The organism is Brevibacillus sp. JB24b (genome assembly GCF_051713385.1).
GTDB lineage: Bacteria > Bacillota > Bacilli > Brevibacillales > Brevibacillaceae > Brevibacillus_B > Brevibacillus_B laterosporus.
On the sequence record NZ_JBNVQV010000001.1, the window covers coordinates 1,946,482 to 1,970,556 of the forward strand.

Genomic DNA, 24,075 nt, shown 5'->3' on the forward strand with positions numbered 1-24,075 from the left:
TTGACAAGAGTACCTGATGTAGAATTTATCAATGTTCAGAAAAAATTTCAGAATCAGATTATTGTTGATAACTTCCATCTTCAGATAGAGCAAGGGGAGTTCATCTCTTTGCTCGGACCTTCTGGTTGTGGTAAAACCACAACGTTAAATATGATTGCTGGGTTTTTAGATCCAGATCAAGGTGACTTGCTCATTAAAGGAAAGAAGATGAATGGAGTTCCTCCATATAAGCGTGAATTGGGAATGGTGTTCCAAACCTATTCCTTATTTCCGCACATGACGGTAGGAGAGAACATTGGTTATGGATTAAAATTACGCAAAATCTCTAAAGCAGAACAAAAAGATCGAATTCGGAAGGTCTTAGAGCTGGTGAAGCTACCACATGTAGCAGATCGGTATCCCAAGCAGCTTTCAGGTGGACAGCGGCAACGTATTGCAATTGCTAGAGCTTTAGTTGTAGAGCCGTCTCTGTTACTCCTTGACGAGCCTTTAAGCAATCTTGATGCTAAATTACGTGAAGAATTACGTGATGAGCTCAAGCGACTACATCAGGAAATTGGAGTTACCACCATTTTTGTTACACATGATCAGGAGGAAGCATTATCTTTATCCGATCGAATAGTAGTTATGAATTATGGGCGAGTGGAGCAAATTGGTCGACCTCACGAAATTTACAATCATCCAGCAACGGAATTTGTTCATACGTTTATTGGCAAGTCGAATCGGATACCTGGTCTTATTACAGCTAGTAACGGGCAGATCATGACGATTAAGACAGATGGAGATTGGGAGATACAAGCAGTTGCGACTGATACCAACTTGCAGGTAGGCCAGCGAGTGATAGCCTATGTTCGTCCTGAGAAAATCAAACTATTTCCGTTGAGTGATAGATCAGGTGATAAATTTCCCGTGGATAATCAAGTATACGGACAACTGGCATTTTCCTCGTTCCTTGGTGCCTATACCGAATGTAAGGTGCAAATTGGAGGCGTTCAGCTTGACGTACGTGTGCAAGAATCTAATTTGCTTACTGAAATGAAGCAGGGAGTAACCGCAATTTGCCAATGGGAAAAAGAAGATGTATTCGTAATGGCGGAGGGGAGGGAGTAAAAGATGTCTAAGCGACTTACCTATTTGTTATTACTTCTGCCGGCCATGATTATTTTGCTAGGCGTCTTTCTTATACCGATGCTTTTTATTCTTCTTTTAAGTTTTGAAGGGGCAGAGGGTCAGTTTAGTTGGTCCAATTATCTCATGTTTTTTCAGGATACATATTATCTAAAGATACTCGGTCGAACGATTTCTCTAAGTTTATATACAGTTGTCTGTACATTACTACTAGCATTTCCTGTAGCCATGTTTATGGCCCGCACACAAGGAAAGCTACGTGGGCTGGTCACCATGTTAATTTTGTGTCCACATCTTATTAGTGTTGTTATACGGAATTTTGGCTGGGTTGTCATACTAGGAGATACGGGCTGGATTAATAGTATACTGCAAAAAGTAGGACTGATTGATGCACCACTACGTTTGTTATACAACGAATTAGGGATTGTCGTAGGATTAACGGATGCTTTTATTGCTTATATGGTATTAGCGATTGCGACTAGTCTTTATACCATTGACGCTTCCTTGTACAAAGCGGCTTCTATCTTAGGAGCAACACGCTTTCAATCGTTTTTTCATATAACCTTACCTCTGAGCATGCCCGGTGTATTTGCCGGTATTACGCTGGTATTTAGCTTGTCGATGAGTGCCTATGTAACGCCAGCTTTAATGGGAGGAACGTCGGTAAAAGTTATTCCTGTACTAGCCTTTGAACAAATCATGTCGACCCTTAACTGGCCACTAGGAGCAGCTCTTGCTATCATGTTGCTTTCAAGCACGATTGTGTTGGTCACTTTATTTAGTCGATTCGTAGAAACAAAACGGTATAAAGAGGTGTTTACATCATGAGACAAGGAAGATTTTCTTGGCTAGGTGTTATCACCGTAGCCATTTTGATTTTTGTAAATGCACCTTTTTTAATTATTATTCCAAGCTCATTCACTTCTGCTGGATACCTATCGTTTCCCCCTGAAGGGTTTTCCTTCGAGTGGTATAAACAAATTCTAGATCGCCCTGAGTTTATAGATGCTTTCTGGTTTAGCTTGCAGCTTGCAGCTATCACAGCGATCCTTTCAACATTGATCGGAACAATGGCTGCCATTGCAATCTCTAAGTATCAATTTAAGGGAAAGAAAGTCATCAGTGGCTTGCTCTTATCACCTTTAACAGTCCCTTCGTTGATTATTGGTATCGCGGCGTTGCTGTTCTTTACCCGTCTGGAGCTTGGGGGAACATTCTTGGGGTTGTTGCTGGCGCATATATTAATTTCTATTCCTTATGTAGTACGTCTGGTTTTGACGGGTTTAACTACCTTTGATTATACCTTGGAAAAAGCGGCGTTTATGCTAGGAGCAAGACCGCTGCATGTGTTTTGGGATATCACATTACCAATGCTACGTCCAGCGATTTTGTCGGGCTTTATTTTCTCCTTCCTGACTTCGTTTGATAATGTGACGGTATCCTTATTCCTGGTTGCTCCGGATACAACAACGTTACCACTTGCTATTTTTACTTATATGCAAGAATCGCTTGATCCAATGGTAGCTTCTATTTCATCGGTAGTTATTCTTATTAGTTTATTTTTCATCTTTTTATTGGAGAAGGTATATGGTTTAGATCGATTATTTGGACTAAACGCACAACAACACTAATGGAGATGTCATCTACCTATGGCCCTATATACGTATTTACAAGAACAAATGCCAAGCTTTTTGCAAAAATTAGAGGAGAGTGTGAACATCGACTCCCCTTCTAAACATAAACCACAGAGTGAAAAAATGATTGCTTGGTATATAAAAGTCATGCAGAAATTAACCGGTGGAAAGATTCACCGTTATGCAAATCCCACCTATGGTGACCAACTGCGTTGTGAAGTAGGAACAGGAACGAAAAGAATCTTATTAGTTGGTCATTATGACACAGTATGGCCACTACAGGAATCTATGGAGCGACCATTTCGTTGTGAAGATGAAAAAGCATACGGACCAGGAGTCTATGATATGAAAGCAGGTATTCTCCAAGCCCTGTTTGCTATTCATGCTTTAAGTAGGTTTGATCGTTTGCCTAAGGATAAAACCCTTGTTCTTCTTCTAACAGGTGATGAAGAGATCGGTAGCCCTACTTCTCGCATAATTTTGGAAGAAGAAGCAAAAAAGGCAGAGGTGGCGTTCATCTTAGAACCTCCTGTGGCTCCCCATGGGGCGTTGAAGACATGGCGCAAAGGTAGTTCGCAATACACGATTCAAGTATCGGGAGTCTCGGCTCATGCTGGTGTTGATCATGAAAAAGGAATTTCAGCTATCCAAGAAATGACCTATCATATTCAACGCTTGCATAGTCTCACCAATTATACAAGTGGAACTACGATAAATGTGGGGACTATTACAGGCGGGGTTGGACGTAATGTGGTAGCCGATTATGCGGAAGCCGAAGTAGATGTACGAGTGCAATCTCAAGAGGAAGCCGAACGGATTCATCAAGTAATTATGTCCCTACAACCAGTACTTTCTGGAACAAAGCTTGTTGTGAAGGGAGGTATCAATCGTCCACCCATGGAAAAAACGGAGAAAAGCTATGCGCTCTTTGCATTAGCAAAGTATATCTGTGAACAAGAATTCTCTTGCTCTTTAACTGAAGAGGGAACAGGCGGTGTTAGTGATGGTAACTTTGTCGCTGCTTGTGGGGTTCCCACCTTAGATGGATTGGGGGCAAGTGGAGATTATGCCCATTCGCCGCGTGAGTTCATTTGGATAAAAGATGTCCCAAAACGAACGACACTATTAGCACGTTTGTTAGAAGAATGTTAAAAATGATTAATGAGACTCTCTTGATCCAAACCTAAGCCAAATCTGCTTTTGTAGATAAATGGGAGGGATGGATTAGAGAGTCGTTCCTTTGAATGTTACTATACAAGCTCAAAACACATGCATTATGTTACATATGTAAGATAATTCTGTCAGATGAACATAAAAAAATATAAAATAAATAAATTATAATAATGAAAGACAAAGAATGGGATATTTCAAACAAGAGACAAATTGAAAGCGTTATCATCGCTTTATTAACAAGACTATCTCGATTGAAATCGAAAAGTTTATGAAAATTGACTGATCAGTTTAGTTTGTAACATACATTTGTAGGAAATTCATGCTAGTTCTATTCACTTTGTTTATAATATTTTATGTTTGTAGGGGCTGTAATTCGTTGACACCGTAATAAATTCGTAATATTTTTATATGTAACAGAGAGTTTGTTTCGTTATTTTGCGAAATTCGTAATGAAATGGAAATGTACGAAAGTAAATTCGTAGAGTAAATGAGATCAAACAGAAATAAGAGTAAAATGGAGTGGTAAGATTGAGGAAAATCGACCATGTGGATAGGCAAATCTTGCAGATCCTCCAAGAAGATGGCCGAACTCCTTATACAGAGATTGCTCACCAATTAAAAGTGAGTGAAGGCACGATTCGTTCGAGGATATCTCGTCTATTACATGATGGAGTTTTTCAATTCGTCATTCGCACCGATCCGGAAAAGTTAGGGCTTAATGTGCTGGCTTTTATCGGGCTAACCACGAAATTGGGCAAACAGAAACAAGTAGCTGCTGAGTTAACCGAATTACCTCAGGTTACATTTGTGGGAGCTTTTAGTGGCAAGCACGATTTAATTATACAAGCCTGTTTTTACAGTAATGATGAGCTGATTATCTTCGTTAATGAGCAACTCTCGCGAATCGATGGCATTCTCGCTGCCGATGTCTCTTTGGAGCTAAAGCAGTATAAAGAATCTTTTTCGTACGTACGTGAAGAGGATATTACGACACCAGAAGGGGGTTGAACAAGCCGGCTTTAGAACCGTATCTCCCGATGCTAGATTTTTCAGAAAAAACATAAAATGAGAGCATTGTACTATGAATCATGCACCTATCAGGTATAGGGCATGATTTAGTGAATTACTTGCCCTCTGTTTTGATGTATGATCAACCTTATGAATTACGCTGATTAAAAAGGCATTATACAGTCTCTTGTTATTTATCTAGAATATTCAGAATGAATAACCTATTTGGTTTACTTTACTTAAGTAGTACAATAACGCATAAGATTATTTAAAGAGACAAATGGTTCATTTCATGTGAATAGGTAACTGAGAATGGATAGATAGCTGTCTTACAGAGATGGCAGTGTATGCTCAGAAACTGTCGAATATTGTAAATGCTTGTTTGGAAAATGCTGATTGCTTGTACAGTAGCACAATCATATATTCACATAAGGTCATCCAAGATGCACCGCGGTGGATTGTGTAGAGATAGTAGAAATCTTTTAAGGGGGAATGAGGTTTGCTCCGTTACCTTGGTAAACGTATCATCTTTATGTTTGTTTCTCTGTTTTTAATTGTTACCGCGACTTTTTTCTTGATGCATTCAATTCCGGGTGGACCATTCACCGGTGAACGTAATGTACCACCAGAGATTCAAAAAGCGCTGGAAGCAAAGTACAATCTAGACCTACCGATTAGTCAACAGTACCTGTTGTACTTGAAAGGGATTGCTACCTGGGATTTGGGTCCATCCTTTACTGAGAAATCATCAACGGTTAATGATATGATCAATCGTGGATTTCCTGTATCAGCACATTTAGGTCTACAGGCTTTATTAGTCGCTATTTTTGGCGGAATTTCCTTGGGTGTTATTGCAGCTCTCTATCATAATAAATGGCAGGATTATAGTGCCATGCTGATTGCTGTGCTTGGACTTTCGGTACCTAGCTTTATCCTTGCAAGTTTTTATCAATATATCTTCTCGATTGAGCTTGGATGGTTTCCGATTGCAAAATGGGACACTTGGAAACATACTGTCTTACCAACATTCGCGTTGGCAGCAAGTCCGCTAGCCTTTATCGCGCGTCTGACTCGTTCTAATATGATTGAAATTATGGGACAAGATTACATTAAAACGGCTAAATCTAAAGGATTAAGTACTTTCGCTATCACAGTAAAACATGCGATCCGAAATGCACTTTTACCTGTTATTACTTACTTAGGACCTTTGTCCGCTAGCATTTTGACTGGGGCTTTCGTTGTTGAGAGAATTTTTGGTATCCCTGGTCTTGGTAGAGAATTCGTTATATCCATTACGAATCGTGACTATACGGTTATCATGGGTACAACCGTCTTCTATGCGATGATACTTGTTGTCATGGTTTTGATTGTGGATATTGCCTATACATTGATTGACCCACGCATTAAGCTTGGCGATGTTGGAAAGGAGTAGTGACAGAATGCAATTAACAGAAAAACACTTTGAGCCTGTCTCCGTAGATGCTAGTCAGGCAGAACAAATTAAGCGTCCAAGTTTATCCTTTTGGCAAGACGCATGGCGCCGTCTTAAACAAAATAAAGTAGCTATGGTCTCGCTCATCTTTTTAGTAGCCCTCATTGTCTGTGCTATTATTATGCCAATGGTGAGTTCTAATGACTACTTCTCGACAGATTTAACTGGTAAAAACAAAAAGCCTTCCATGGAACACTTTTTTGGAACGGATGATTTAGGACGCGATATGTTTGTTCGTATTTGGTACGGTGCACGTATTTCCCTTGAAGTAGGTTTTGCCGCTGCCTTTATTGATTTAATTGTTGGAGTACTTTGGGGTGGTATTGCCGGTTTCTATGGTGGTAAAGTGGATGAGATTATGATGCGTATTGCTGACATCCTGTTTGCTATTCCTTATCTATTAGTAGTTATCTTGCTACTGGTTGTTTTAAAACCTGGTGTTACCACCATTATTTTAGCCCTTACCATAACGGGCTGGATCGGGATGGCTAGGATTGTCAGGGGACAGATGCTGCAGCTTAAACAACAAGAGTATGTACTAGCCGCGAAATCGCTTGGTGCTGATAGTAAGCGTATTATCTTTAAGCATTTGATCCCGAATGCTCTGGGTCCGATCATTGTTACGTTGAGTTTGTCGATTCCAAGTGCAATTTTTGCTGAAGCGTTCTTGTCCTTCCTTGGTCTAGGGGTTTCTGCACCAGTTGCTTCATGGGGAACCATGGCATCAGAGGGATTGCCAGCGATGAAGTATTACCCATGGCGATTAATGTTCCCAGCTGTTTTTATCAGTTTAACCATTTTGGCCTTAAACCTGTTGGGTGACGGTATTCGAGATGCAGTAGACCCACGCTTACGTAAATAGGAGGGATTAGGATGGAACGAATTTTGGAAGTTAAAGATTTGCATGTTTCCTTCCACACCTATGCTGGTGAAGTGAAAGCTGTGCGTGGCGTAAACTTTCATGTAAATAAAGGGGAAGCAGTAGCAATTGTAGGGGAATCCGGCTGTGGAAAGTCGGTTACAGCTCAATCTTTGATGAAGCTAATTCCGACGCCTCCGGGTGAATATAAGCAAGGTCAGATTTTGTTCAATGGTCAGGATATTATTAAGAAGACAAATAAAGAGATGGAATCCATTCGTGGTAAAGATATTGGTATGATTTTCCAAGACCCAATGACTTCTCTAAACCCAACCATGACAATCGGTAATCAGATCATGGAAGGTTTGATTAAACATCAAAACATGAGCAAAGCTGCTGCTAAAGAGCGTGCGATTGAACTATTAAACATTGTAGGTATTCCACAACCAGACCGTCGTGTGAACCAATACCCGCATGAATTTTCCGGTGGTATGCGCCAACGTGGTATGATCGCAATCTCTCTTTCATGTTCACCTAAGCTGTTAATTGCCGATGAACCAACAACAGCTCTGGATGTAACCATTCAAGCGCAAATTCTTGATTTGATGAAAGATTTGCAAAAGAAAATGGGTACTTCTATTATCATGATCACGCATGATTTGGGTGTTGTTGCCGAAATGTGCGATCGTGTAGTCGTTATGTACGCTGGTAAGGTAATTGAAGAGGGTACAGTTGATGAAGTATTTTATAATCCTCAGCATCCTTATACAAAAGGCTTGTTGCGCTCTGTACCACGACTTGATTTAAATCGTGATGAACCGCTTACTCCAATCTTTGGTACACCACCGGACCTGTTAAAACCTCCAGTGGGGTGTGGCTTTGCTGCGCGCTGTGAGTGCACAATGAAGGTATGTATGGAATATGATCCTGAATTGACCACAATTAGCGACAGTCAACGCGCCGCCTGCTGGTTACAACATCCGTTAGCACAAGCTCGCACAGGTTCGTAAGGGAGGAGGAGCACAGATGGCAAACAAAGATATGTCAAACGATGATACATTGGTTGAGGTACGCAATTTAAAGAAATTTTTTAAGATCGGTGAAAATACATTAAAGGCAGTCAATGACGTATCCTTTACGATTAAACGCGGTGAGACCTTAGGGATCGTAGGTGAGTCTGGCTGTGGGAAATCTACTGCTGGTCGTACAATGCTTCGCTTATACGATCCAACTGACGGACAAGTATTTTTTGAGGGTAAAGATTTGTCTAAATTAAGCCCTTCTGAGATGAAAGCCATGCGTCGTAACATCCAGATGATTTTCCAAGACCCATACGCTTCTCTTAACCCGCGTATGACAGTTGGCGATATTATCGGAGAAGCTCTAGATATTCATGGTCTTGCAGCCGGCTCAAAACGTAAAGAACGCATCCAAGAATTGCTGTCATTAGTAAGCTTGAACCCTGAGCATATGAACCGTTTTCCACATGAGTTTTCTGGTGGTCAGCGTCAACGTATTGGGATCGCACGCGCTCTAGCTGTCGAACCGAAATTTATCGTGTGTGACGAACCGATTTCAGCATTGGACGTATCCGTTCAAGCTCAGGTTGTTAACTTATTGGAACAACTGCAAGAAAAAATGGGCTTAACATATATGTTTATCGCCCATGACTTGTCCATGGTTAAATACATTTCTGATCGAGTTGGCGTTATGTATCTTGGGAAAATGGTAGAGTTAGCAGATAGTGAAAAGCTGTATGAAAAACCGCTTCATCCATATACACAGGCTTTATTATCTGCGATTCCTATTCCAGATCCTGAAATCGAGCGTACTCGTGAGCGTATCGTTCTACAAGGCGATGTACCGAGTCCAATGAACCCACCAAGCGGTTGTCATTTCCGTACGCGTTGCCCGAAAGCAATGCCGGAGTGTGCAGCGAAAGAGCCAGTTTGGAAAGAGATTGAATCAGGCCATTTCGTAGCTTGTCACTTGTTTAACTAAATTCGTTGCATTATGCGAAAACCGAGTATAAAAGAAAACGGCGCCTTGCAGCATAGCAGGGTGCCGTTGTTCTTTTACCTAACCTAGTAGGCATGGCATTTTTCAATTTCGCGTTGTTCCCGAAATAAGCAGAGAATCATGTTTTGTAAAATGTGTGTAAATCATTTGTAAAGTTATTATTTTGTGAAATTTTACAGTTTTATAGTAATTAAGTCCCTCTGTTTTTCCGATATAGATAATAAGTTTCATGTTTCGTTTATACATATGAATAATTTGTGGTACCATAGGCTCGATATGTACCGTGCTTTTCAACATGTAAGGAGGATGATAAAAATGATCAAGGGAGTTAGAGGGGTAAAAAACAACTGGAAACCCTCTTTAACAAACATAAGAAAAATGAAACTCCATATGGGGAAGTCCATAGCAACTAAAATGATTATTTGGGGAATCATCATGGTTCTATTGATCTTTGGAACCTTGGAAACGATCGTATTGTCTTTCTCCAAAAATACGTTAATCAACATTACAACCAAACAATCCAAAATGTTAACAGAGCAATACACAGCAAGTGTTGATGAATGGATAAATTCAATTGCGACACAAGTAAAAGGTTCTGCTGCAAAGAATGTAATGAGAACCAACATTGATACCCTTGTAAAAGATGAATTTAAATTATTGAGACAGAGTTTTCCGGAAATTAAAAAGATTCATCTCGTGAATGGGAAAACAGGGATCGAAGAGTATTCATTGACTACTATGAATTTTACGAATTTTAATGATAAAACTTTCTTTAAAGAAGCTGTTTCCCAAAAGCAAATGATCGTTTCTGGTGAAGATATTCAACCTCATGTGGAAAAAAGCTATGGATATATCGCAACACCAGTGGGTCCGTCTAATAGCGATACTAGTCGGATTCTAATTGTTGCTTTTTCTATGCAGAAAATGCTGGACAGAATAGCAGGGGTTCAGTTCATGGAAAATGGCTATGGCTATGTTCTAAATGAAAATGGTCTGGTCGTGGCTCATAAGAATGAGGAATACACGAATAATGTAGAGGTAGGGAGCGACCCAGCTTATAAAGAAATCATGCAAAAAGTAATAGATCGCTCTAGTACAAATGTCATCTACACTGATAATGGCATAGAATCATTTGCATCAATCGCTCCATTAAAAACGTTGCCTTGGAGTCTGGTATTAAGCACAAGCCTGTCGGAAATCTACGGAGAAGTAAACAGCATGGGCTGGATTATATTCTTAGTCAGTATACCGGTCACTGTGCTAGCGGGTGCAGCCATTTGGTGGTATGCAAATTCTATGAAAAGGCAATTGATCACAGTAACAACACAAATGCAGCGAGTAGGAAGTGGAGATTTCACGACAAACATAGAGGTGCAGGGTAAAGATGAAATTGCCCAAGTCGGTCAAGCACTCAACCAGATGGTAGGTGAACTAAAGGATTTAATTACACGTGTACAAAGTCAAGCGGTTGTCTTGAATGTGGCATCTGGTGAGTTGCAAAAACATTCTGAAGCTAATACGGTATCCTTGCACCAAATTTCAGGTACATTAACCGGGATTTCAGAGCGTATTTCTATGCAGAATCGAGAGGTACAGAGTACCGTGACTACTGTTTCTGAAATCTCCGAAGGGGTGGAGCAGGTTGCGATATCCGCAGAAGCTACATCTAATGCTACATCGAAAACATTAGAACGGGCTCAGGTTGGAATGAAGCAGGTTCAAGATGTAGTTGAGGTTGTTCGTGGTGTTACGTCAGAAATCGGACACAATGCGAATCGGATGCATACTCTACGTCAACGGTCTAACGAAATTTCAGAAATCGTTAAAATGATAACAGGAATCGCATCTCAAACCAATCTTCTCGCTTTAAATGCAGCGATAGAAGCAGCACGGGCGGGAGAAGCAGGTAAAGGATTTTCTGTTGTAGCAAGCGAAGTTCGCAAATTGGCAGAAGAAAGCAGTAGCTTTTCTGAAAAGATTGCAGCTATCGCAGGATCGATTAATTATGAAGCAAAAGAGATGACAATCAATATGGATGATGTAGTAAAACAAGCGGATGTCGGACTCAAATCCGTAGAGATGGTGGGCCAATCCTTTACTCACATCCTACAGGAGATTCAGGCTGCTGCTGAACAAAGTGAATCCATGACTGCTATTTCTGAAGAGATGGCAGCTGGTAATCAAGTTGTTAGTAGCTCCATGCAAAATTTGTCACAAAGGTCCGGTGAGATAGATCAATCACTGATTGAAGCGGTTACAACTATAGAAGCACAGCTAAAAGCTATTTCAGAGATAAATAAAAATGTACAAAGCATGCAAGAATTATCAAATGATTTAGAAGCTCATGTGTCTAAATTCCAAGTATAACTACCAAGCTTGCCGTCTCTTTTCCAAAGACGGCAAGTTTTTTTGTTATCGGCTCGTTTTTATCTATTTTATTTCTTTGAAAGTGTGAATATTTTCCTGAGAAAAGGGGATGCTAGAAATACGAATGGAGGTACGAAAGCGAAATGAAAAGATTACTTCGTGTTTTTCTCTGTTTGGTTACTTGCATAACCTTGCTTACTCCAGGGTTAGCTTTTGCAGCAGAGTCAAAACCTGATATGGCCCCACATGCAAAGTCAGCGATCCTGATGGAGGCAGATTCCGGCACCATTCTGTTTGAAAAAAATCCGCATGAAAAGCTACCGCCAGCAAGTATCACCAAGGTAATGACCTTGTTATTGATATTTGAGGCAATGGAGCGAGGAGAAGTAAAGTTAACCGACAAAGTTCGTACCAGCGAACGAGCTGCTTCCATGGGTGGATCTCAGATTTTCTTACAACCAGGGGAAGAGATGACAGTAGAAGATATGGTCAAAGGTATTGCTATCGCTTCTGGAAATGATGCTGCGGTTGCTATGGCTGAGCATATCGGAGGAACTGAAGAAGCGTTTATCAATAAGATGAATGAACGTGCAGCGCAACTAGGACTAAAAAATACACACTTTATTAACTGCAATGGATTACCTTCTCCAGATCATTACTCAACTGCTTCTGACATTGCAATCATGTCACGTGAGCTGTTAAAACATGAAATAATAACTAAATATACGGGCATCTATCAAGATTATCTACGGAAAGAAAGTACCAGCCCATTCTGGTTAGTGAACACGAATCGACTTGTTCGTTTTTATGACGGAGTAGATGGATTGAAGACGGGCTATACATCGGAAGCTAAGTTTTGTATTACAGCAACAGCTAAACGCAAAAACATGCGTGTAATTGCTGTTGTATTGGGTGAACCAGATACTAAGGTAAGAAATAGTGAAATTACAGGTATGTTTGATTATGCCTTTAATCATTATCAAGTGCATCCCATATATAAAAAAGGGGATGTTATTCAACAGCTTTCTCTGGATAAGGGAGAAGAAACGAAGGTAAATGTTGTGACCGAACAGCCTGTTAGTCTTCTTACGAAAAAGGGAGAAAATCCTAACGCTTTTGTCAAAGAAATTACACTGGCTAGCGAGGTAAAAGCTCCGATTAAAAAATCGAACGTAGTAGGCCATATTTTTATAAAAAAGGATGGCAAGGAAATAGCTCGGATTGATTTGTATCCAGAGAAAACAGTTGAACGTGCCAATATGTGGGACATACTCAAAAGAACAACCCAGAAGGTAATGTTTACCTATCGCTGAATTTACGAAAAATGTCGAGAATGTCCACTTTTGTAGAGGCTTCTCGACTTTTTTGTTCTTTTGTCGGCTGGGAGGAATTGGTTTGTTGGATAGAGAAAAAGAGAGACATCAACGGGAGAAGGAGTTGTTCCAAGTTATGAGTTTACACATTGAGATGGAGACCTTACGAGAGGTCTTGTTGGTCCGGCTACAAGGTGAGCTGGATCATCACACAGCGGAAACCTTGAGAAACCGTTTAGACACTGCTATCAAGGATGAGCAGATTCGTCATGTGGTCCTAGACTTGGAGGACTTGACCTTCATGGATAGCTCAGGAATTGGCGTGATTTTAGGTAGATATAAACAAATTACAGCACGTAATGGAGAAGTATTTGTCTGTTCCATTAATCCCACGATCTATCGCATTTTCGAAATGTCAGGTTTGTTTAAAGTATTAAAGCATAAAGAACATGTGTCAGACGCTCTGGACGTACTGGGGGTGGCATAACGATGAGAAATCATATGCAACTACAATTCTCTGCCCTCAGTCAAAACGAAGCATTTGCACGTGTTTCTGTGGCTTCTTTTATCTCACAACTCGATGTCACGATGGAAGAGTTAGAGGAAATCAAAACTGTCGTATCAGAAGCAGTCACGAATGCGATTATCCATGCTTATGATGAAAATCCACTAGGAGTGGTCCTTATTGAAGCTACTTTGGAGGATGGAGTAGTCGAGCTTGTCATTGAGGATTACGGAAAAGGAATTGTTGATGTGGAAGAGGCGATGCAACCATTGTTTACTTCTAAGCCAGAGTTGGAACGTTCAGGAATGGGTTTTACGATTATGGAAAATTTTATGGATTCACTAGAAGTGGTTACGGCCATTAATCAGGGTACAAGGATTCGCTTAGTTAAACGTCTCGCTTATGCAAAAGCTTTACAAAGCTAGGGGTAATGCCATGGGAGCCGATATTAAAAACGCTAGTCAGCCGTTTCTTACTAACGAACAAGTAAAAGAGCTCATTGCTAAAAGCCAAACGGGAGATACGTCTGCACGTGACCAACTGGTAAGTAGTAATATTCGTTTAGTATGGTCTGTTGTCCAACGTTTTATGAACCGTGGCTATGAAGCAGATGATCTGTTTCAAATTGGCTGTATTGGATTATTAAAAGCAGTCGATAAATTTGATTTAAACTACGATGTCAAATTTTCAACGTATGCTGTACCCATGATCATCGGAGAAATTCAACGTTTCCTACGGGATGATGGCACGGTCAAAGTAAGCCGTTCGTTGAAGGAAACTGCAAACAAAGTGCGAAGAACGAGGGACGAATTGTATAAGAAATTTGGACGCTCACCTACCATCAGCGAAGTTGCAGAAACGCTAGGGCTATCTAATGAGGATGTTGTGTTCGCTCAGGAGGCTAGCCGTGCTCCGTCGTCTATTCATGAGACTGTATTTGAAAATGATGGTGACCCTATCACATTGATCGATCAAATAGCTGATGAAAGTTTAAGCAAATGGTTTGATCAGATTGCGTTGCGTGACGCAATTAGTAAGTTAACCGAACGAGAGCAATTGATTGTTCTTCTGCGTTACTATAAGGACCAAACTCAATCCGAGGTAGCCGAGAGATTAGGAATCTCACAAGTACAGGTATCACGATTGGAAAAGAGAATACTTCAAACGATAAGAGACCAAATCGAGCAATAGCTCGAATGGTCTCTTTCTTTTTGCAGATACTACATAAAAACACCGTACTGCTTGCATTAGCAAGGAAGGAGGCAGTGATATGGAGCAGATTTTATTTTTACGGTTACGCAAACGACTGGTGATAAGGGAGAAAGATGTCATTCTGCTCGGTGATATCTGTCAGCTTTATTGGGATGGTGAACGCGAGGAGAGATTACGTCGGATTCCGGTCTACCAAGTAAAGAAAGAGGATGGGAATTTGATTATCATCGACATTATGCAGGTTATCCGTAAACTGCGTCAGATGTATCCAGAAGTCCATCTAGAGGTACAAGGTTCATCTCAAATTATCGTTGAGGTAGAGAACCCCGTAAAACAGGCCAATTTCTTTATCGTATCATTTGTTTGGCTACTTTTGTTTATAGGCTCTGGCTTAGCCATTATGAACTTTCATGCTGATGTAAGCATGTTAGAGGTACAGCAACGTTTATATCAACTAATCACAGGGCAATATGAAAAACGCCCTTTACTGTTACAAATCCCTTATTCTTTAGGAATTGGTCTTGGAATGGTTTTATTTTTTAATCATATTTTTCGAAAACGGATCAATGAAGAGCCTAGTCCACTTGACGTTGAATTATTTTTATATCAACAGAACCTGGATCAATATTATTTAGAAAATGAGAACGAGGAAAATCAACGAGATAAGACATGATGCTTCTTTATTTGTTTGTCATTGTAATGGGACTGGGTTGGGGTCTGGCAGTAGGAAGCGGACTGGTCGCTTTTTTAAGCGTCTTAGATATTATTCCACGCCTGACACAACTCTCTTCTTCTCATTCTTCCATTCGTAGCTACGAGTGGGCAATTGTCCTAGGAGCGCTTTGGTTTACGTGGTGTGATTACTTTGCGATTTCTGTTCAGTTGCCAGCAGTGTTCACTGCTGTGGTAGGAGGCATAGCTGGAATTTTTGTAGGTATGCTAGCGGCTGGTCTTACGGAGGTATTAAATGTGTTCCCTATTTTAACCAAGAGGCTAGGGCTCCATGATTATATGAGAAATTTTTTAATGGCGATGGTGCTAGGGAAAATAGTTGGTTCTTTGTTGCAATGGACTTTCTCCTTATAAGGTGCATGGGAAGTTAGAGTGGTAATAGAAGTGGGATTGGTAAATCGAGCCATTCATAGAATGACGCTGACATAGAAAAAATAAGCAGAAGGTATTAGTCACAATGGTACTCATAACAGATATAAAGGGGACAAGTTAGATGGCAACAACCAAGCAAAAACAAAAACAGGGCTTCAAACTACAAATGAATAAGCAAGTCTATCAGGAGCAAGCCCAAAAATATGAACCAAAACGCAATCTCTTGTTAAATTGTTTTCGTGCATTTTGGGTAGGTGGAGCGATTTGCTTGCTAGGGCAAATCATTCAGAATCTCTATGTAGCTTTCTTACACCTAGACGCAGAAAAGGCTGCTGGACCCACCTCTATTACTCTTATTTTAATCTCTGTATTATTAACCGGATTTGGAATTTATGACAACATCGGTCAATATGCCGGGGCTGGGTCAGCAGTTCCGATTACAGGGTTTGCCAACTCTATGTCATCTGCTGCAATCGAGCATCGCAGTGAAGGCTATGTGCTTGGTGTAGCTGGTAACATGTTTAAACTGGCGGGTTCCGTTATCGTTTATGGAGTAACCGCAGCCTTTATTTTTGGGATGCTGCGTGTGCTATTAAATATGTTCTACTAAAACGAGGTGAAGAAAGTGAGTACGGCAACGAAAAGTAAAAATAGAGTAAGTCAGCAAACGTGGAAATTTACAGAGGATGTACGGATTCAGGGAAGTGCGGTGGTTGTAGGACCAAAGGAAGCTGAAGGTCCATTGAAAGATCTATTTGATAGAACATATGACGATATGTACGCTGGTCAGGATTCCTGGGAAAAAGCTGAAAAAAAGCTAATGGAGGATGCCATTACACTTGCAATTAAGAAAGCTAATCTGAAAAAAAATCAAATCGATCAAATTATCGCAGGAGATTTACTAAATCAAAATATCACGGTCAGCTTTACCGCAGAAAAAATGCAATTTCCTACACTTGGTATGTACGGAGCATGTTCTTCCTCTATGCTGACGCTCTCTACCGCTTCTGCCCTTGTAAATGCGGGGTATTCTAATTATATCGTAGCTGCATGCAGCAGTCATAACGCAACAGCTGAAAGGCAATTTCGCTACCCGACTGAGTATGGTGGACAAAAGCCTCCGCATTCACAGTGTACAGTTACAGGAGCAGGCGCAGCAATTGTAGGCAGAGGAGGCAATGGACCTCGGATAACGTATTCTACAGTTGGTAAAGTAATTGATATGGGGATTACAGACCCTTTTGCGATGGGAGCAGCGATGGCACCTGCCGCTGTTTCTACGATCGCTACTCATTTTATTGATACGGGCCGAAGTCCTTCAGACTATGATCTCATTGTCACGGGAGATTTGGGGACGGTGGGCTATGCTATTTGTAAAGATATGCTAGCAAAAGAAGGCTATAACGTTGAAGGTGTGTACAATGACTGTGGTCTTATGATTTATTCACCCGATCAGGAAGTATTTGCAGGGGCAAGTGGATGTGCTTCAAGTGCCAGCGTAACGTACAGCTATATTATGAATCAGCTTCAATCTGGCAAATTAAAAAAGGTGCTTGTGTGTGCAACTGGAGCTTTGCTTAGTCCCATTAGTACACAACAAGGAAATTCAATCCCGTGTATTGCTCATGCAGTTGCATTTGAAGGAGGAAAATAATCGTGGAATACCTTATTGCCTTTATCATAGGCGGTTTAATTTGTGTGGTCGGGCAGATCATGTTAGATGTAGCTAAAATTACACCTGCCCATGTCATGGTTACGTTAGTAGTAACAGGTGTGGTGCTTGATTTTATTGGAATCTATGATGGTTTTATTAAATTTGCTGGTGCTGGTGCTACTGTGCCAATCATTAGCTTCGGCCATTCACTGTACCATGGTGCCTTACAGGAATTAAATCAAACCGGTGCAATTGGTGTAGCAAGTGGAATGTTTGAGGTGCCAGCGGCTGGTATTACTGCTGCAATTGCTTTTAGTTTCCTTGCTTCCCTAGTGTTCAAACCAAAAGGATAGGAATTCTTGGCGGAGGAGGAGGTTCGATGAATCAGGCTCGACGCCGCGTTATCATAATCACAGACGGCGACCACATCGCACAGAAAGTAATTGAAGAAGTAGCTAGACAAATTGGAGGAAGATGTATTTCATTATCCGCAGGAAATCCAACTCCGCTGTCAGGGGAGCAAATGGTAGCACTTATTAAACAAACGCCTTATGATCCGGTTCTAGTTATGTTTGATGACAATGGAAACTATGGTTTTGGACGAGGGGAAAGGGCGATTTGTTTTGTGGCAAAACATCCAGACATTGAAGTTCTAGGGGCAGTAGCAGTTGCGTCTAACACCAAATGGGTAGCGGGTACCAAAGTAAAATATTCAGTTACAAAGCAAGGAATAGTGGTGGAGGACGCGGTCGATAAGGATGGAGTCGTCCACAAGGAACTTCAGCATCGAATCTACGGTGATACGGTTGATATTCTAAACGCATGTGATATTGCCCACATTATTGGTATTGGTGACATCGGAAAAATGGACGGGCGGGACCACATCAATAAAGGCTGTCCGATTACTAGGAGAGCAGTAGAATGGATTATGGAAAGGAGTGGATTTGGTGTCGGAGGATAAACAAGACAAACAACCTATTGTCCCTAGTCTTGAAGAGAATAGGGCGTTTCTTGATGACAAGCTAGGGGTGGGCACATCTTTTGATATTGGCGTCCATGATTTAAAGGTAGGTCGTATTAGAGTCAGCCTGTATTATATTAACGGATTTGCAGATAGCACGATTGTGACGTTGATTTTACAAGATCTAAATAATATTAAAGAACGGGAAACAGGCGAAGAAAACTGGAAAATATTTTATCAGAAATATGTTCCTTTCTTTCAAATAACAAAGATAAAAACATGTAATGAATTCATGGATAAAGTATTGGTTGGTCAAATCGGGTTGCTGATCGATGGCGAAGATACAGCTCTAATGGTCGATGCCAAAATTTATTTGACTCGTACGCCGGAAGAGCCAGATACTGAACGTGTTGTACGAGGAGCCCATGATGGTTTTACAGAAAATCTAGTTTCCAATACCTCACTTACTCGTCGACGTATACGTGATGAACGTTTACGTTTTGAAATTATGCAGGTCGGGGAACGTTCGAAAACAGATGTCGTTATCGCTTATCTGGCTGACGTAGCCAACCCACATTTAGTGGAAAAATTAAAATCAAGAATTCAAGATATCCAAATCGATGGGATTCCGATGTCAGAAAAAACCATTGAAGAGTTTATTATTGGAAGATCGTTTAATCCGTTTCCATTGGTACGTTATACAGAACGACCAGACGTGGCGGCTATTCATCTTCTTGAGGGTCATGTCCTTATTTATGTAGATACTTCACCTAGCGTCATCATTACTCCTGCCACTTACTTTCATCATGTACAGCATGCGGAGGAATATCGGCAGACGCCAGTTGTTGGAGCATATCTACGCTGGGTACGTTTTCTGGGTATCATTGCTTCATTGGTGTTACCACCTCTATGGCTGTTATTAGTAATGCATTCAGAGTATATACCTTCTCAATTACAATTTCTCGGCGTCAAAGATCCAGGTTCTATTCCAATCATGATACAATTTTTGCTAGCTGAGCTTGGGCTTGATTTAATGAGGATGGCGGCAGTACATACCCCTGCACCTCTTTCAATTGCAATGGGACTTATTGCAGCTATTTTAATTGGTGAAGTTGCAATTAAGGTAGGCTTGTTTTCACCTGAAGTGATCTTGTACCTAGCCATAGCGGCAATTGGGACCTATGCAACTCCAAGCTATGAACTCAGCATGGCCAACCGATTGGTCCGGTTACTATTATTAGTAAGCACTGGACTTTTTGGATTGCAAGGCTATATGTTTGGCTGTGCCTTCGTTTTACTTGCGCTTGCGATGACTAGATCGATTGATACCCCTTATCTGTGGCCATTAATTCCGTTTAACTATGAAGGATTTAAGGAAATTGTATTACGTAAGGCTGTACCGTATCAAGAGAAACGGCCAAGCGTTGTTCGTTCCCAAAACTCCAACAGACAATAGAAGGTAGACGTAGTTATATATATCTTGGATTTGGTTACTTGCTGTGGTATATTAATGCTTAAAAATTAGATATACGAATAAAAATACAGGATGTATAGCGAGCCATGAGAATGTGGCGTTGCTATCTCCTTCCAGAAGTAGTCGAAATACATGGAAAAGCCAGAATAGCTTTATTCATGAGAATGATGCAGAGCAGGGAAAGTGGATAAGGGGGAAAGGTTATGTTTTTGCATGGCACAAGTCGCATCAATGAAAAAGGACACCTTGAAATTGGGGGATGTGATACTACCAAGCTAGTAGAGAAATATCAGACTCCATTGTACGTCTATGATGAAACATTAATTCGGGAAAAGTGCCGTGCTTTTGTAGAGGCCTTTCAGCAAAGTGGCTTTGCTTTTCAAGTAGCCTATGCTAGCAAAGCTTTTTGTACGATGGCAATGTGCAAGCTGATAGAAGAGGAAGGATTATCCCTGGATGTGGTTTCTGCTGGAGAATTATACACAGCATTAGCAGCGGGGTTCCCGGCAGAACGAATTCATTTTCATGGTAATAATAAAACCATGCAGGAATTAATTATGGCTCTTGAAGCCAATATTGGCTGTTTTGTGGCAGATAACTTTTATGAATTAGATATGTTACATTCACTAGCTACAGAGCGTGGATTGACAGCTAATGTTTTGCTACGTCTTACACCTGGTGTAGAAGCACACACGCATGAATATATATCCACTGGACAGCAGGACTCCAAATTTGGATTTGATATGATTAGCAATCAAGCGATGAAGGCTATTGAAGTAGCACAAGAAAGTCAAGCGTTGCAATTACTTGGCATTCACTGTCATATAGGCTCCCAAATCTTCGAAACAGATGGCTTTCTGTTAGCTATTCAACGTTTGACGGAATTTTTAGCTGATGTAAAAAAGGAGCTAGATTTTACTTGTCAGGTATTTAATGTCGGAGGCGGTTTTGGTATTCGATATGTGGAAGGGGATACACCGCTTGTAGCAAAGGACTATATCGAAGCGATTACAAATGGTGTACGTACTGAGTTTATAAAGCATAACCTGCCTTTCCCAGAAATTTGGATTGAACCTGGTCGGAGTATTATTGGAGATGCTGGGACAACCTTGTATACAATTGGAGCGACGAAAGAAATTCCTGATGTTCGAAAATATGTAGCAATTGATGGGGGAATGACTGACAATCTACGACCTGCTTTGTACCAAGCTAAATATGAGGCCTGTGTGGCTAATCGTTTGCATGAGCCTGCTACAGAACTGGTTTCGATAGCGGGTAAATGCTGTGAATCAGGCGATATGCTTATCTGGGACGTACAGTTGTCCACTCATCAACCTGGGGATATTTTAGCCGTTTCCAGTACAGGTGCTTATGGGTATGCAATGGCTAATAACTATAATCGAATTGCGCGACCTGCTGTTGTTTTTGTTAAAGAAGGCGAAGCAGAATTGGTGGTTCAGCGTGAATCATTAATGGATCTGATTCGAAATGATCGCCTGTATAGCAAAGTTTCACTGTAAAAAGGATGATATATTTCTCAAGGAAATGAGATTTCAGAGATGGAGTCTCTTTTTTTGCTTTGTACAACGATAACTTGCTATTAGGAATTGAACAAGATAAGATAAAAGGGATAAAAACCACTTTGTTCAATGAGCAGGTGGACTATTTATTTATCCCTTTTAAGGGAATGGAAATAATGGAGGTATATACATATGAAAAAAGGTCAAATCACCCTAGACAACGGAAATAAGGTTGTTATTGAATTCTTCGATAAAGAAGCTCCTGGTACCGTTGCAAACTTCGAAAAACTAGCAACTGAAGGCTTCTACAATGGTCTGCCTTTCCACCGTGTTATTCCAGGGTTTGTTGCACAAGGCGGTTGCCCACATGGAACAGGGACTGGCGGTCCTGGTTACACAATCAAATGTGAAACACAAGGAAACCCACACAAACACGTTCGTGGTGCATTGTCCATGGCACATGCAGGTAAAGATACAGGCGGTAGTCAATTCTTTATCGGTTATGATGCATTCCCACATCTAGATGGCGTTCATACTGTATTTGGACAAGTTATCGAAGGTATGGAGCATGTAGACAAAATTAAGCAAGGCGAAAAAATGACTGAAGTAAAGGTCTGGGAAGAATAGTTCCGAGACAATCATAATGAATCCCCTAGTGAAGGTGTTACTCTTTGCTAGGGGATTTATTTGGGTTATATACTATCTTTCTTCTACAAACAACAAAGCCTATCATCAGGATTATATTTACAAACCATCGATAGCAATCCTTCCATTCAACAACATCCCTATTGAATAATCATCCTTTTCACCGTGTAGGAATTGATTTATAAGATATTGAGTTCCGAATAAATGGAGAGCACCTTTCTTATTCCAAATATAAACTACTATTTGTAAAAAATATTATTTAATCCAATAATTTTTATTGTTATTTACATATATATACAATAAAGTTAGAATCAAGTTAAGGTTGATAAAGGAATCAATGTAATTATTTATAAATTATGGAAGGGGATTAATATGAGTGTAAGTCTAACTTTCACAACATTGGGGGAACTGATAAAGAGGAAAAGAGTAGAAATAGGCATCAGTTTGTCAGAAGTGTCTAGAATGACAGGGATTAGTAAGGGGGTTTTATCGAAGATTGAATCTGGAGATACGAAACGTCCAGAGTTAAGAACTTTAAAGCCAATTGCGGATGTTTTAGCAATTCCCTATGAGGACATAATTGAATGGTATATCGAAGTAGAGCATCGGATCGAAGTATTTGACGATTTTCTATCGTTATGCATTGAAGTCTCAAATACTTTTTTAGTGATAAAAGTGGCAATGAAATTCCTTGAGAACTCCAAAGAAGAAACACATATACTATTAGAACACATATATAGACTTGCTAATAGTAGTACGAACAATGAAATGAAGTTAGCACTTTATAATACTATTATTTCATATTCGAGAGTGCATGGGATACCACACTTCATTGCTAAAACCTCCTTACAGAAATACTTGATTGAAAGACAAGATTTTAAAAATATGGAGGAATCATTTAAAATTGGTGAAGAGGTTGTTCATTATGCAGATTTTTTGACTGAAGAGGAGCGGATAATTTTATACTTTAGAATGGCACTTCAAGCTTATGCTATAAAAAAATACGAAACATGTATTGAACTATGCCAAGCTGGAATAGCTCTAGAAAAAAATGATACTGAGCTGAAGGCTAGAGCATATTTAGCTATGATTAATTCATATTCTGACTTACATAATTATGACTCTGTTGAAAACTTGCTTGATATTTTTGAAAAATTTGAATATAAGTTTGTTCTGGAATCATCCATGATTACACGAGCTATCACTAAAGCTAAGAAGAAAGAGTATGAGATAGCGATTCCTATGTTAAAAAAATATATGGATGAATTAAGTAAGGATAATAAAGTACACGTAGTAAATGAACTGCTTGGGATATATATTCATTTCAACATTGTAGAGTCAATAAATGAAATAATAAACAGTGAAAGGGAATTACTTCCAGACAATGCGTACACACCTTATAAATTAACATCGCTTGCAAGGTACTACCGTCAAAAAGCCGATTTCCAAATAAGCAAGGAACTTCTAGAAGAAGGCATGGAAAGCTACATTAACAGCATAACAACATACGGGAAAATAAATGATCACATCGAAATAGCTGAATGTTTGCAGGAAATTTTCAAATATTTCTCGAAAAATTCAAAGCCAATTGATTTGCACTATGTAAAACGGTTAGAAGAAGCATATAATGAGATAAATGGAAAAAAGAGTATGTGAAAGGAGGATTCCAATGAAGAAAAAAATTGTTCTAATGTTATTAACTTTAGGTTTAATTACAAATATTGGTTTTGTTTCGGTTGAAACAAAAGAAGCAAATAATCTGAACGAGTTCAGTATGCGTGCCAATAATGCTGATCCTGGATATTGATATTTTTGTTACTTTCGAACGCTTTTAAATAGCGTTCTTTTTTTATGTTTTTTCAATGATATTTTGTCGTATTTTGTAAAACGTTTCAATAAAACGGTTTTTTAAGGAAAAATTAGAACAGGATGGAAAATAATACGCAGGAGGAAGAAAGGAGGTGCCGATATTAATCTATATGATGTATCAACTAAAAGGAGCGTTCC

The 24,075-nt window shown here is 40.0% G+C and carries 25 protein-coding genes; all 25 read left to right on the plus strand.

Annotated features, from left to right (window positions below; translation table 11 throughout):
- The 25 genes from ACQV1I_RS09515 to ACQV1I_RS09635 all read left to right on the plus strand — a co-directional run bounded on the left by ACQV1I_RS09515 (position 1) and on the right by ACQV1I_RS09635 (position 23,875).
- Positions 1-1,110 carry an ABC transporter ATP-binding protein gene (locus ACQV1I_RS09515; RefSeq protein WP_116333899.1) on the plus strand — a complete coding sequence of 370 codons (1,110 nt, stop codon included), beginning with the start codon at positions 1-3 and terminating at the stop codon, positions 1,108-1,110.
- A 3-nt stretch (positions 1,111-1,113) separates the two neighbouring features.
- Positions 1,114-1,956: an ABC transporter permease gene (locus ACQV1I_RS09520; RefSeq protein WP_116333747.1), complete on the plus strand. Its 843-nt coding sequence runs from the start codon at positions 1,114-1,116 to the stop codon at positions 1,954-1,956.
- On the plus strand, positions 1,953-2,759 hold the full coding sequence (locus ACQV1I_RS09525) for an ABC transporter permease (RefSeq protein ID WP_018672531.1): 807 nt from the start codon (positions 1,953-1,955) through the stop codon (positions 2,757-2,759). Before ACQV1I_RS09520 ends, ACQV1I_RS09525 begins: the two co-directional genes overlap by 4 nt.
- Positions 2,760-2,777: 18 nt before the next feature.
- Positions 2,778-3,914, plus strand: a complete 1,137-nt coding sequence (locus ACQV1I_RS09530) for a M20 family metallopeptidase (RefSeq protein WP_116333748.1) — start codon at positions 2,778-2,780, stop codon at positions 3,912-3,914.
- A 549-nt stretch (positions 3,915-4,463) separates the two neighbouring features.
- Positions 4,464-4,943, plus strand: coding sequence for an Lrp/AsnC family transcriptional regulator (locus tag ACQV1I_RS09535; RefSeq protein ID WP_026315239.1), 480 nt, complete (start codon positions 4,464-4,466; stop codon positions 4,941-4,943).
- 499 nt (positions 4,944-5,442) lie between these two features.
- Positions 5,443-6,375 carry an ABC transporter permease gene (locus ACQV1I_RS09540; RefSeq protein ID WP_116333749.1) on the plus strand — a complete coding sequence of 311 codons (933 nt, stop codon included), beginning with the start codon at positions 5,443-5,445 and terminating at the stop codon, positions 6,373-6,375.
- Positions 6,376-6,382: 7 nt separating this feature from the next.
- Positions 6,383-7,297: an ABC transporter permease gene (locus ACQV1I_RS09545; RefSeq protein ID WP_116333750.1), complete on the plus strand. Its 915-nt coding sequence runs from the start codon at positions 6,383-6,385 to the stop codon at positions 7,295-7,297.
- A gap of 11 nt (positions 7,298-7,308) precedes the next feature.
- A complete protein-coding gene (locus ACQV1I_RS09550) occupies positions 7,309-8,304 on the plus strand; it encodes an ABC transporter ATP-binding protein (protein ID WP_018672536.1) in 996 nt (331 codons plus the stop codon).
- A gap of 31 nt (positions 8,305-8,335) precedes the next feature.
- Positions 8,336-9,295 (plus strand): ABC transporter ATP-binding protein, encoded by a 960-nt coding sequence (locus ACQV1I_RS09555; protein ID WP_094699301.1) that lies wholly within the window; start codon positions 8,336-8,338, stop codon positions 9,293-9,295.
- A 333-nt stretch (positions 9,296-9,628) separates the two neighbouring features.
- Positions 9,629-11,680, plus strand: coding sequence for a methyl-accepting chemotaxis protein (locus ACQV1I_RS09560; protein WP_116333751.1), 2,052 nt, complete (start codon positions 9,629-9,631; stop codon positions 11,678-11,680).
- Between the two features lie 143 nt (positions 11,681-11,823).
- Positions 11,824-12,993: a D-alanyl-D-alanine carboxypeptidase family protein gene (locus ACQV1I_RS09565; RefSeq protein ID WP_094699006.1), complete on the plus strand. Its 1,170-nt coding sequence runs from the start codon at positions 11,824-11,826 to the stop codon at positions 12,991-12,993.
- A 136-nt stretch (positions 12,994-13,129) separates the two neighbouring features.
- Entirely contained in the window at positions 13,130-13,480 is a 351-nt protein-coding gene (gene spoIIAA / locus ACQV1I_RS09570; RefSeq protein WP_026315241.1) for an anti-sigma F factor antagonist, read from the plus strand.
- Positions 13,481-13,482: 2 nt separating this feature from the next.
- Positions 13,483-13,923 carry an anti-sigma F factor gene (gene spoIIAB, locus ACQV1I_RS09575; protein ID WP_116333752.1) on the plus strand — a complete coding sequence of 147 codons (441 nt, stop codon included), beginning with the start codon at positions 13,483-13,485 and terminating at the stop codon, positions 13,921-13,923.
- A 10-nt stretch (positions 13,924-13,933) separates the two neighbouring features.
- Entirely contained in the window at positions 13,934-14,689 is a 756-nt protein-coding gene (gene sigF, locus ACQV1I_RS09580) for an RNA polymerase sporulation sigma factor SigF (RefSeq protein ID WP_003337799.1), read from the plus strand.
- Between the two features lie 79 nt (positions 14,690-14,768).
- Positions 14,769-15,383 (plus strand): stage V sporulation protein AA, encoded by a 615-nt coding sequence (locus tag ACQV1I_RS09585; RefSeq protein ID WP_116333753.1) that lies wholly within the window; start codon positions 14,769-14,771, stop codon positions 15,381-15,383.
- Positions 15,380-15,796: a stage V sporulation protein AB gene (locus ACQV1I_RS09590; RefSeq protein ID WP_018672543.1), complete on the plus strand. Its 417-nt coding sequence runs from the start codon at positions 15,380-15,382 to the stop codon at positions 15,794-15,796. The genes ACQV1I_RS09585 and ACQV1I_RS09590 overlap by 4 nt, the downstream gene beginning before the upstream one ends.
- A 139-nt stretch (positions 15,797-15,935) precedes the next feature.
- Positions 15,936-16,424, plus strand: a complete 489-nt coding sequence (spoVAC, locus tag ACQV1I_RS09595; RefSeq protein ID WP_018672544.1) for a stage V sporulation protein AC — start codon at positions 15,936-15,938, stop codon at positions 16,422-16,424.
- Between the two features lie 15 nt (positions 16,425-16,439).
- Positions 16,440-17,468 carry a stage V sporulation protein AD gene (spoVAD, locus tag ACQV1I_RS09600; protein ID WP_018672545.1) on the plus strand — a complete coding sequence of 343 codons (1,029 nt, stop codon included), beginning with the start codon at positions 16,440-16,442 and terminating at the stop codon, positions 17,466-17,468.
- Between the two features lie 2 nt (positions 17,469-17,470).
- Positions 17,471-17,821, plus strand: coding sequence for a stage V sporulation protein AE (spoVAE, locus tag ACQV1I_RS09605; RefSeq protein ID WP_094699001.1), 351 nt, complete (start codon positions 17,471-17,473; stop codon positions 17,819-17,821).
- A gap of 26 nt (positions 17,822-17,847) precedes the next feature.
- Positions 17,848-18,429, plus strand: coding sequence for a stage V sporulation protein AE (locus ACQV1I_RS09610; RefSeq protein ID WP_018672547.1), 582 nt, complete (start codon positions 17,848-17,850; stop codon positions 18,427-18,429).
- The gene (locus tag ACQV1I_RS09615) at positions 18,416-19,885 is read left to right on the plus strand and encodes a spore germination protein (protein ID WP_094698999.1); all 1,470 of its coding nucleotides are present in this window, start codon (positions 18,416-18,418) and stop codon (positions 19,883-19,885) included. The genes ACQV1I_RS09610 and ACQV1I_RS09615 overlap by 14 nt, the downstream gene beginning before the upstream one ends.
- Positions 19,886-20,106: 221 nt before the next feature.
- Entirely contained in the window at positions 20,107-21,423 is a 1,317-nt protein-coding gene (gene lysA, locus ACQV1I_RS09620) for a diaminopimelate decarboxylase (RefSeq protein ID WP_116333755.1), read from the plus strand.
- Between the two features lie 192 nt (positions 21,424-21,615).
- A complete protein-coding gene (locus ACQV1I_RS09625) occupies positions 21,616-22,050 on the plus strand; it encodes a peptidylprolyl isomerase (RefSeq protein ID WP_116333756.1) in 435 nt (144 codons plus the stop codon).
- Positions 22,051-22,440: 390 nt separating this feature from the next.
- On the plus strand, positions 22,441-23,724 hold the full coding sequence (locus tag ACQV1I_RS09630) for a helix-turn-helix domain-containing protein (protein WP_116333757.1): 1,284 nt from the start codon (positions 22,441-22,443) through the stop codon (positions 23,722-23,724).
- A 13-nt stretch (positions 23,725-23,737) separates the two neighbouring features.
- A complete protein-coding gene (locus ACQV1I_RS09635; RefSeq protein WP_161555066.1) occupies positions 23,738-23,875 on the plus strand; it encodes a hypothetical protein in 138 nt (45 codons plus the stop codon).
- Positions 23,876-24,075: the final 200 nt, after the last annotated feature.